The following is an 11,162-nucleotide window of genomic DNA, read 5'->3' as shown; positions in this document are numbered from 1 at the left end:
CGGGACGGGAGAAGAAACTTTCTTTATGCTGAACTCACTGAAATAAATTCAGTGTAAATGTTTCAGTATCAACTTTTTATTTTCTTTATCTCAGTATGTTAAGATATTATGTAACTGATGTTTATATAACTATAAACAACATTACAGTAATTGCCCAAAGCAATTATAACCTCTTAAGGTGGTTATTGCGGCGGGGCTCACCTCTTCCCATCCCGAACAGAGTAGTTAAGCCCGCCTGCGCAGATGGTACTGCAGTTATGTGGGAGAGTATGTCGTCGCCTTTCTTTAATCTGAACTAGTTTCAGATTCTTTTAAATCCTCATCATTTATTTGATGAGGATTTTTTGTGTTTAATAAGGTTTTTTATAGGGTAATTGTCGCTTTTAAACACTCATATTATGAGAATTTTGTCGTGAGAAATTAATTTTTTCAGTTAATTCATTTTTAATAACAAAAACCTTCTGAATTAAACTTTAAACAAAACTTAATTCCTTAATTTTGTGCAACATTTTATAAAAACACAATAAAAAAATATACTATGAGTTCATTTGACGTAGTCATTATAGGTTCTGGACCAGGCGGATATGTATCAGCAATTCGTTGTGCACAATTGGGTTTCAAAACAGCAATTATCGAAAAATATTCCACTCTTGGAGGAACTTGCCTGAATGTAGGTTGTATTCCTTCAAAAGCATTGCTTGCTTCTTCTCATCATTACAGTGAAATTGCTCATTTTGCAGATCACGGAATTGAAGTTTCGGGTGAAGTAAAAGTGAATTTAGAAAAAATGATTGCGCGTAAACAAGCTGTTGTGGATCAGACTTCAGGAGGTGTGAAATTTTTAATGGACAAAAATAAAATTACAGTTCTCGAAGGATTAGGTTCATTTGTTGACGCTACACATGTTGCTGTTGCAAAAGCAGATGGAACTTCTGAAACTATCGAAGCTAAAAATATCATAATCGCTACAGGTTCTAAGCCGTCTTCTTTGCCATTTATCAAAATCGATAAAGAAAGAATCATCACTTCTACCGAAGCTTTGAAACTTAAAGAAGTACCAAAACATTTGGTGATTATTGGTGGTGGAGTAATTGGGATTGAATTAGGTCAAGTGTATTTACGATTGGGAGCGCAAGTTTCTGTTGTAGAATATTTAGACAGAATCATTCCAGGAATGGATGCTTCATTATCTAAAGAATTGACTAAAGTATTGAAAAAACAAGGCATGAAATTCTACGTTTCGCACAAAGTGAAATCTGTAGAAAGAAATGGCGAAGGAGTTGTTGTTCAAGCTGAAAACGCAAAAGGAGAAACAATTACACTGGAAGGAGATTATTCATTAGTTTCTGTCGGACGTCGTCCGTATACGGATGGTTTGAATGCTGATAAAGCAGGTGTGAAAATCTCAGATAGAGGAATGGTTGAAGTAAATGATCATTTGCAAACTAATATTCCAAATATTTATGCAATTGGAGATGTAGTTCGTGGAGCAATGTTAGCACACAAAGCAGAAGAAGAAGGAGCAATGGTTGCTGAAATATTAGCGGGTCAAAAACCACATATTGATTATAACTTGATTCCTGGTGTTGTTTATACTTGGCCTGAAGTGGCTGCAGTTGGGCAAACTGAAGATCAATTGAAAGCCGCTGGAGTAGATTATAAATCAGGAAGTTTTCCGTTCAAAGCTTTAGGTCGTGCTCGTGCTGGAGGTGATTTAGACGGATTTGTAAAAATTCTTGCTGATGCAAAAACAGATGAAGTACTGGGAGTTCACATGATTGGTGCTCGTTGCGCGGATTTGATTGCTGAAGCCGTTACTGCTATGGAATTTAAAGCATCTGCTGAAGATATTTCAAGAATGTCACATGCACACCCAACTTTTGCAGAAGCAATAAAAGAAGCTGCATTGGCTGCTACTGATAATAGAGCTTTGCATGTATAATTAGTTAAATAACTTTATTTAAAAATAGTGAAACCCGTTCAATTGAGCGGGTTTTTGTTTGGTATGAGGTGTTTTTCTTTAGCCTTTTGCTACAAACAGACCTTTATAATTTTCCCAATGACTGTAAATTAAAAACAGATTCCCTAAAAATAAGAACACAGCAATTGGTATTCCTTCAGGGGATAAGAAAAAATTAATAAATAATATGTTTAAGGTGATTGGTAGGATTAGGATATTGGCTAATGTAACATATCGTCCGGTAATAAATGATAGTCCACAAAGGAATTCTATTGATTTTGCTAATGGCAAGATGTAAGTAGAGGCGACTAAACCTATATTGAATGCTTTGAAATTCCCAGTAACTTCAGGTTCTGGTGCTAGTTTTAGAAAAAAGCTAATGGACGCATAAAGTAATATAAGCCCAATTAAAGTTCGGATAATAATAATTGCGATTTTCATAGTATATGGTTTTTTAGAGGTTACATATCTGATAATTATTATTTTGGAATTGCATTTTCATCCATATACATAATTTCCCATTGATGACCGTCTAAATCGGCAAAACTATGTCCGTACATCCACCCATGATCTTGTAGCTCCATATAAATTGAACCACCGGCACCAACTGCAATTTTGACCATTTCATCTACTTTTTCTCTACTATCAACATCTATGGCAATTAATACTTCGGTATATTTATGTGCGTTGCAAATTTCTTTTTTGGTAAAATCTTTAAAACGTTGCTCAGTAACTAACATCGCAAAAATATTTTCACCTATAATCATGCAAGTGGCACTCGCATCAGTAAATTGTGGATTGAAAGAAAATCCAAGTGTAGTAAAAAAATCAAGTGATTTTTTTAGGTCTTTAACAGCTAAATTGAGGAAAATTTTTGAAGCCATAACGGGAATGATTTAATGATTTACAAAATCTAAAACTGATCACGCACTATCAAATTTACAAAAAAAATAAGCTAATTTTAGTAAAATCGGTTATTGAAGGTTTATTTTTTGTTGTAATTTTGAATTTTAAATACCAATACTTTTTGAGAACTTCTATTTACAAGTCTATTTCTGATCCAAAACTGTTTAAAGAACAGCTTTTATTTTGGTCTCAACAGTTTCGAGAAATCATTTATTTGGACAGCAATGATTATCCACAAAATTATTCCAGTTATGATTGTGTTCTTGCCGTTGATGCATTTACTTCAATAAAAACAGATTGTCACAATGCTTTTGAGGATTTAAAACAATACCAGCAAAGTACCAAAGACTGGCTTTTTGGCTATTTATCGTATGATTTAAAAAATGATATTGAACACTTACAATCTGCCAATTTTGACGGATTAGAATTTCCGGATTTATTTTTCTTTCAGCCTAAGAAGTTGTTTTTATTGAAAAGAAATCAAGTTGAAATTCAATATCTCAATATGTGTGACGATGAAGTGGAGGAAGATTTTGAAGAAATTGTCAAAATGCAAAAGTCAAGAGTCGAAATAGAAGCATTAGCAACGATTCAACAACGGATTCCGAAAGAGAGTTATCTTGAAAAGGTTTCAAAAGTATTGGAACACATTCATCAAGGCGATATTTATGAAGCTAATTTTTGTATGGAATTTTTTACTGAAAACGCAACGATTGATCCTATAGAAAAATTTATCAAACTCAACGAAATTTCTCAGCCTCCTTTCGCCGTTTTTTTAAAAAACAACAATCATTTTTTACTCTCGGCGACACCGGAACGTTATTTGAGAAAAGAAGGAGAACGTATTATTTCGCAACCCATTAAAGGAACTGCGAAACGATTTTTAGATCCAATTGAAGATGAGCAATCAAAAATGCAATTGGCTTTAGACCCAAAAGAACGAGCCGAAAATATTATGATAACGGATTTAGTACGGAATGATTTGTCTCGAACGGCACAAAAAGGTTCCGTTGAAGTACAAGAATTATGTAAAATTTATTCTTTTTTGCAAGTTCATCAAATGATTTCTACAATTACATCAAAATTAGATGCGCAATATTCCGTTGTTGATGTCTTAAAAACCACTTTCCCGATGGGAAGTATGACTGGAGCACCAAAAATTTCGGTGATGAAAATCATTGAACAGTTGGAAGAAACAAAACGCGGGTTGTATAGCGGTGCCGTGGGTTATTTTACACCAAACGGTGATTTTGATTTCAATGTTGTTATCCGAAGCATTTTGTACAATCAAGAAAAAAAATACGTTTCTTTTTCAGTTGGAAGTGCCATCACTTCACAATCCATTCCTGAAAAGGAATATGAGGAATGTTTGCTTAAAGCAAAAGCGATGCGAGAAGTTTTGAGTTAAATCCAAACGAATTATTTAAATTTGAACATGCTACAGAAATTCAAAAACCACCTTCTTCTTAATTTCCAGTTCTTGAGCGGAAAAAAAATACTTCTTGCCACAAGCGGCGGGAAAGATAGCATGGTAATGGTGCATTTGTTTCAGCAATTGGATTATAAAATAGGAATAGCACATTGTAATTTTCAATTGCGCGGAATGGAAAGTTTTGGAGACCAAAATTTTGTCCAGGAATATGCTTCCGCAAATGATATTCCGGTATTTATAACACAATTTGATACTAAAGCTTTCGCAGAAGATTATAAAGTTTCTACGCAAGTTGCCGCTCGTGAGTTGCGATATAACTGGTTTTATGAATTATTAGAAACTGAAAAATTCGATTATATTCTTACGGCACATCATGCCGATGATAATCTGGAAACTTTCCTAATCAATCTGAGTCGAGGAACAGGATTAGAAGGTTTGACTGGAATTCCAGAGCAAAACGATAAAGTAATTCGTCCGCTTTTGGCATTTAGCCAAGAAGAAATGGAAGAATACGCCAAATTAAATAACATTCAATGGCGCGAAGACAGCAGCAATGCATCCGATAAATACCTTCGGAATAAAATTCGCCATCATCTGGTTCCGATGTTAAAGGAATTGAATCCCAATTTTCTTTCATCTTTTCATAAAACGCAAACCTATTTGCAAGAAGCGCAAGTGATGGTCGAAGATGCATCAATTATGATTTATCAGCAAGTGGCTAAACAAGAGGAGGATACTATTTGTTTTGATTTAAAAAAATTAAAAAAATTACCCAATTACAAATCGTATTTGTATCAATGGTTGAAAGAATTTGGATTTTCTGCTTGGGATGATATTTATGATTTGGTCGAAAGCCAATCTGGCAAATACATTTTTTCACCAGAATATAGATTATTGAAAGACAGAGATTCTTTAATCTTGAGTCCTATAAATTTCGTAAATGAAAAGGAGGAATATTCAATTGATGAAAATCAAAAAGAAGTTAATATTCCCTTAAATCTTACGTTTTGTAAAGTAGCGGACATTAGTTTAACAACGAACTCAGCTATCTTTGTGGACGCTGATAAACTTCAATTTCCTTTAGTTTTACGCCATTGGAATGAGGGCGATAGTTTTCAGCCTTTTGGGATGAATGGTAAATCGAAAAAAGTGAGCAAGCTTTTTAAAGATGAAAAATTATCCTTGCTGGAAAAAGAAAATTCGTGGCTTTTATGTTCGAATGAAGACATAGTTTGGATTATTGGTCTTCGTCAGGATGAACGTTTTAGAATAGAGAATACAACAAAGAATATACTTAAAATACAATTAGAATAATGAAGAAACTACTATTTATACTTATTGCTTTTTTGGCTTTTGCCAATGGATATGCCCAAATTCTTGATCCTGCAAAATGGACTACCAAAATAGAAAAGAAAACTGAGAGTAATTATATTCTTACTTTTAATGCCGTCATAGAAAAAGATTGGCATTTATATTCCCAATTTACGGCTGACGGCGGATCTTTGCCTTTGGAAATTATTTTCAAAAATCAAAAAGGTAACTTTAATTTAGTGGGCAAAGCCAAAGAAAGCAAAACCACAACTGCTTTCAATGATGTTTTTGAAGTGAACGAAACGTACTTTGAGAAAAAAGCTCAAATTCAACAAGAAATCACGATTACAAATCCAAAGATTTCAAAAATTGAAGTTAATTTGAATTATCAGGTTTGTAAAGAAGCATGTATCAATTTAGAGAAGAGTTTTATGTTTGCCATTCCTGCTGCTACAAAAACAGCGGAAATAACTACTGTAGCATCAGATTTGACTACGATAGATTCAGCTAAAGTTGATACTTCAGTTGCCATTGCGGATGTAAATAAAGAACAAGTTGTTACTCCTGATAAAGTTCCTGTTCTGGATACCAAACCTTCAAAGCAAAGAGGATTATGGTCTATTTTCTTTATTGCTTTTTTATCTGGATTTGCCGCATTGCTTACGCCTTGCGTCTTCCCGATGATTCCTATGACGGTTAGTTTTTTTACGAAACAAAGTAAAACAAAAGCAAAAGGAATTAGAAATGCTATTATTTATGGAATTGCTATCATATTCATTTATGTGGTTTTAGGATTCTTAGTGACGTGGATTTTTGGTGCGGATGCATTGAATGCGTTGTCTACAAATGTTTGGTTTAATATTATTTTCTTTGTTTTGTTAGTCACTTTTGCTGCCTCATTTCTGGGAGCTTTTGAGATTATGTTACCTAATTCTTGGGCAAATAAAGTCGATAATCAAGCGGATAGAGGCGGAATAATTGGAATTTTATTCATGGCTTTGGCATTAGCCATTGTATCTTTTTCGTGTACCGGACCTATCGTAGGAACACTTTTAGTCGAAGCTGCTTCTAAAGGTGGAATTGCCCCTATTGTTGGAATGTTCGGATTTTCATTGGCCTTAGCCTTACCATTTATGTTGTTTGCCATGTTCCCGGGTTGGTTGAATTCATTACCAAAATCTGGCGGTTGGTTGAATACGGTTAAAGTGGTTTTAGGATTTTTAGAATTGGCTTTGGCATTCAAATTTTTGTCGAATGCGGATTTAGTTTTACAATTGCATTTCTTGGAAAGAGAAGTTTTCTTGGCAATTTGGATTGCTATTTTTGGAACATTGGCCTTTTATTTATTCGGAAAAATTACGCTTCCTCATGATAGTCCTATGAATCATATTTCAGTAGGAAGATTGTCTTTCGGATTAGTAGTTTTGGCCTTTACCATCTATTTGATTCCTGGAATTTGGGGAGCACCATTAAAATTAATTTCAGGTTTCCCGCCTCCAATGACCTATAGTGAAAGTCCGTACGGAGTAGGAAACTCAAAAGGTAGTTCGAATGCATCAGCTCAAATTTTGCCGGAAGGCGCACATTTAGGCCCACATGATCTTGTCGCTTTTGAAGATTATGAAAAAGGATTGGCTTATGCCAAATCAGTAAATAAACCCATTTTACTGGATTTTACAGGATATGCTTGTGTGAATTGTAGAAAAATGGAAGATTATGTTTGGTCTGATCCTGCGATTCTAAAAATATTACAAGACGAAGTGGTATTAATTTCTTTGTATGTGGATGATAAAAGAGAATTGCCAAAAAGCGAGCAATATATATCAAAAGAAACGGGTAAAGAAATTGTAAGTGTTGGGAATAAATGGAGTGATTTTCAAATCACAAAATTTAAAGCCAATGCGCAACCGTATTACATCATTTTAGACACAGAAGGTACTATGTTATCTGATAAACCGGAAAGTTATAACTCAGATATCAACGCCTATAAAGGCTGGTTGGGAGAAGGAATTGATCGTTTTAAAAAGGTGAAGTAGCACGTAGCAACAAGGTATAATAGTAAAAACAAATTGCACTAATTTCCAAAGATCAAGCCATGGAAATTAGTGCAATTTGTTTTTGAATTTAGTATTTTTTACTAAATGTAATTGTTATATTTTATCTGTAGGCAAGAAATTTTTTTATTCGATTATTTTTTCGATGTAATCAGAATTTAAAAGATACAAAGCCCCCATATATCGTATTTGAAAAGCGACTAAGTCTCCAATTTTATACGTCTTTTTAGAATTAGAAATATCGATAACCAACATATCGGAACTGGCATCTACAATAGTAATATCCGTGTCATCAGATTCGATATATTGTGGCTGCATGTCTAGCAAGCCAATATCTAGAATGGCTCGCAGCGAAGTAATTCCTAAATCGGTGACATCGTCCATTGAAAACGAATTTCCAGCTACATTCTCTCCTAATTCACCTGTTGGTGTATTCGGTTTTTCAGTAATTTCGATGATTTCAGCGTATAATTTAAAAACATCATGGTGCATTCCTTCAATGGTATTTCCGGTAAACAAATCTTTCCCGAAGAATAGCGCTTCTCCTATTCGGAAGTGATTCACGGCCATTGGTCGGGCATTTTTTAGGAGTAACGGTATTGTAACCGAAGTTCCTCCGGAAACGAACGGAATACTGATATTGAATTTAGCTTCGATTAATTGCTTGTATAAACTCAATTGAATAAGCTTGTCCTGCGTTGGCATTACGCCGCTGAGGCAATTAAAATTCGTCCCGATACCAGAGATTTCGATATTTGGCATTTTTAGAATTGTACCATAAAAGTCTATTAATTCTTCCCCCATAACGCCTTCGCGAAGGTCGCCCATTTCAATCATGATGATGATTTTATGCGTCTTATTTTGCTTCACCGCTTCATCTGAAAGTAGTTGTATGGTATAGATTTCAGTATTAAAACTGATATCGGCATACTTAACAATGCTTTCAATACTTCGTTTTGCAGGTGGTTTTATATACACAGTTTGAATTTCAGGATCTAGTGCTTTAATTTTTTTCAAATTACTCACTCTGGAATCATGAATTTCACGCACTCCTAAAGCAATGATTTCTTTGAGGTAAATTTTATTTCCGCACAACAGTTTTGAAACTACGCCCCATTCAATATTTCTGGATTTAAATGTTTCATCTAAAAACTGATAGTTTTCCTGTAATTTTTTTCGATATAATTTTATAAAAGCCATTATTCTATGATTTTACGTGGAATTGCTTTAGAAATCCGAGTTAATAATTCGTAATTGAGTTGGTTACTGAAATCACTGAATGAAGCTACAGATACGGAAAGCTCTTTTTGTGTGCCTATCAGTACCACTTCATCCTCTTTTTTTGCTATGTCGATATCAGTAATGTCGACAGTCATCATGTTCATGTTTACGGAACCCACTACAACACAGCGTTGTCCATGAATAAGAACACGACCTTGGTTGCTCAATGAGCGACTGTATCCGTGACAGTAGCCAATGGGGATAACAGCAATTTTCATTTTCCTTTTAGCCATAAAACTAGTTCCATACCCAATGAAATCACCAATATTTACTTTTTTTATGCTCATAATAGCACTTTTCCAAGTGATAACGCGCTGTAATGGATCGGTTTTATTCTTTTTAGAATTGAGATAGGTTACAAATACCTCGGGACTGGACCACAATCCGTATTGCATAATTCCGATGCGTACCATATCCATTCTGGTTTGCGGAAACATTATTGACGCCGCAGAACAAGCAGAATGTCTGATTTGTGGCTTCAGGTCATTTTTGCAAAAAACGGCATAAATTTCTTCAAACTTCTTGATTTGTTGATCGACTCGGTAATAATTAGCGATACTTTCGGCACCCGCATAATGCGTGCAAAGTCCTTTAAAAGTAAGATATTGCTCTTCTTTTTTTAATAAAGCAATAACAGTATTCAGTTCGTTTTTGTCAAAACCGGTTCGGTTCATTCCGGTTTCGACTTCAATATGTAAAATTGCTTTTTTAGCGAGTTTTTTAGCCGTTTTCATAGCTTTCGTCAGTCGACTTTTATCAAAAACAAAGAATTCGATGTCATTTTGGATTACCCATTCCATATCTTCATCCTGAACAAGTCCCATAACCATGATAGTTGCTTTGTCCTTTAATGTACTTTTGACAACTTTAGCTTCTTGAACATCAAAAACAGAAAAATGAGTTACGCCACATTGAAAAGCCATGGAAACAAACTCCTGTACCCCGTGACCATACGCATTTCCTTTTACAACAGAGGAAACCAATACTTTTTTTCCGAAAGTCTTTTTTAGAAAATCGATGTTGTTTTGATATGCGGAGCGATTAAGCTCTATAAGTGAATTAGTGTGCATTTGTAATTTGTTTACTGATTTCATAAAAAACGGATACTCCAGTTGCAATAATTTCATCTGGAAAATCATAATCAGGATTGTGTAATGCAGGAGTGTTTATTCCTGCCCCCAGTCCAAACATGGCTCCGGGATAGTGTTGTGTGAACAAACCAAAATCTTCGCCCCAAGTAAATGGTTTCTCTTTTTCGAATAGTTCAAAACCATTAATTTTCGCTGCTTTTTTGATGAATGTTACAGCATTTTTGTCATTCTCATTGGCTTGAAAATTTTGGGTCCAACGGGTTTTACACTTTATCTGATGCTCTTTTGCGATTGATTTGGCTAAATTTTCTAAAGCGAGTTCAATCTTTCTCATTTGCAAATTGCTGTCACTTCGTACTGTAAAATGAATTTCTCCTGCACCAGCTGATACGCCATACGCTTTTTTGCCGATTTTAGAATAAATGGGGGTAATCAGGCAATAGTTTTCTTTTGTAATATCGGTCTGAATAATAGCATTAAATTGATTAATAATTGCGGCTATTGCCAAGGCAGGGTTTATTCCTTTTTCGGGTTCACCGGCATGAGCTGTTTTGCCTTTTAATTTTATAATAATGCTGTTTACGGCGCAGGTAAAAGTTTCGTTTTTTACTACAATTTGATGTATTGGAAATCCCGGCAAATTATGAAGTGCAAAGACGTAATCGGGTTGGATAGAAGCAAATTTGAGATCCGATAATACTTTTTGAGCACCACTGCCGTCTTCTTCAGCGGGTTGAAATAATAAAATAACAACTCCTGATTTCGGTTTGTTCTGATGCAATTCAGCAGCTAAACCACAGAGGATAGCCATGTGACCATCGTGACCGCATTTATGTGAAACGCCATTATTTAGGGAACGATGTTCAAAATCATTCGTCTCTTCAATGGGTAAAGCATCTAATTCGCATCGGAATAATACTGTTTTTCCGGATTTTTCACCTTTGTAAATTGCCATGACACCAGTTGTACCTACTTCGGTAATCAATTCATCAGGTTGATAATTTTCGAGAAAAGAAAGGACCCGTTTAGACGTTTCAATTTCTTTACCGGAAACCTCCGGATGCTGGTGTAGTTCTTTTCGAAACCGCACAAGTGAATCGGTAAACTGGTTTGAATTTTCCATTTTG

At 34.9% G+C, this 11,162-nt stretch carries 9 protein-coding genes and 1 rRNA gene; 5 read left to right on the top strand and 5 right to left on the bottom strand.

Annotated features, from left to right (window positions below):
- The first annotated feature begins 174 nt into the window (after window positions 1-174).
- Together rrf and lpdA are read left to right on the top strand one after the other, a co-directional pair.
- A 5S ribosomal RNA gene (rrf, locus tag BMX64_RS09865) occupies window positions 175-284 on the top strand.
- A 254-nt stretch (window positions 285-538) separates the two neighbouring features.
- Entirely contained in the window at window positions 539-1,942 is a 1,404-nt protein-coding gene (gene lpdA / locus BMX64_RS09860) for a dihydrolipoyl dehydrogenase (protein WP_091171122.1), read from the top strand.
- A 78-nt stretch (window positions 1,943-2,020) separates the two neighbouring features.
- Here lpdA and BMX64_RS09855 read toward each other — a convergent pair whose 3' ends face one another.
- Both BMX64_RS09855 and BMX64_RS09850 read right to left on the bottom strand, forming a co-directional pair.
- Entirely contained in the window at window positions 2,021-2,401 is a 381-nt protein-coding gene (locus BMX64_RS09855) for a DoxX family membrane protein (protein WP_091171119.1), read from the bottom strand.
- A gap of 38 nt (window positions 2,402-2,439) precedes the next feature.
- Complete coding sequence (locus tag BMX64_RS09850; protein ID WP_091171116.1) at window positions 2,440-2,844, bottom strand: VOC family protein; 405 nt, start codon at window positions 2,842-2,844, stop codon at window positions 2,440-2,442.
- Window positions 2,845-2,987: 143 nt separating this feature from the next.
- Here BMX64_RS09850 and BMX64_RS09845 point away from each other — a divergent pair, with 143 nt between their 5' ends.
- From BMX64_RS09845 to BMX64_RS09835, 3 genes are read left to right on the top strand one after another with little or no spacing between them, the layout of a single operon-like run.
- Window positions 2,988-4,274, top strand: a complete 1,287-nt coding sequence (locus tag BMX64_RS09845; protein ID WP_091171113.1) for an anthranilate synthase component I family protein — start codon at window positions 2,988-2,990, stop codon at window positions 4,272-4,274.
- A 27-nt stretch (window positions 4,275-4,301) separates the two neighbouring features.
- Complete coding sequence (tilS, locus tag BMX64_RS09840; RefSeq protein WP_091171110.1) at window positions 4,302-5,612, top strand: tRNA lysidine(34) synthetase TilS; 1,311 nt, start codon at window positions 4,302-4,304, stop codon at window positions 5,610-5,612.
- Window positions 5,612-7,645: a protein-disulfide reductase DsbD family protein gene (locus tag BMX64_RS09835; RefSeq protein ID WP_091171107.1), complete on the top strand. Its 2,034-nt coding sequence runs from the start codon at window positions 5,612-5,614 to the stop codon at window positions 7,643-7,645. The genes tilS and BMX64_RS09835 overlap by 1 nt, the downstream gene beginning before the upstream one ends.
- Window positions 7,646-7,789: 144 nt before the next feature.
- On the opposite strand, the gene BMX64_RS09830 is transcribed toward BMX64_RS09835, so the two are convergent.
- The 3 genes from BMX64_RS09830 to BMX64_RS09820 are packed head-to-tail and all read right to left on the bottom strand — an operon-like array spanning window position 7,790 to window position 11,158.
- Window positions 7,790-8,863 carry an alanine/ornithine racemase family PLP-dependent enzyme gene (locus BMX64_RS09830; RefSeq protein WP_091171105.1) on the bottom strand — a complete coding sequence of 358 codons (1,074 nt, stop codon included), beginning with the start codon at window positions 8,861-8,863 and terminating at the stop codon, window positions 7,790-7,792.
- Window positions 8,863-10,014 (bottom strand): alanine racemase, encoded by a 1,152-nt coding sequence (gene alr / locus BMX64_RS09825; protein WP_091171178.1) that lies wholly within the window; start codon window positions 10,012-10,014, stop codon window positions 8,863-8,865. The genes BMX64_RS09830 and alr overlap by 1 nt, the downstream gene beginning before the upstream one ends.
- A complete protein-coding gene (locus BMX64_RS09820) occupies window positions 10,004-11,158 on the bottom strand; it encodes an amidohydrolase (RefSeq protein ID WP_091171103.1) in 1,155 nt (384 codons plus the stop codon). The genes alr and BMX64_RS09820 overlap by 11 nt, the downstream gene beginning before the upstream one ends.
- Window positions 11,159-11,162 lie beyond the last annotated feature (4 nt).

The sequence above is a fragment of the Flavobacterium sinopsychrotolerans genome, from assembly GCF_900110375.1.
Classification (GTDB): Bacteria; Bacteroidota; Bacteroidia; order Flavobacteriales; family Flavobacteriaceae; genus Flavobacterium; species Flavobacterium sinopsychrotolerans.
Note: the sequence above shows the minus strand (reverse complement) of the source record. Positions and strands in the feature narration are given on the sequence as shown.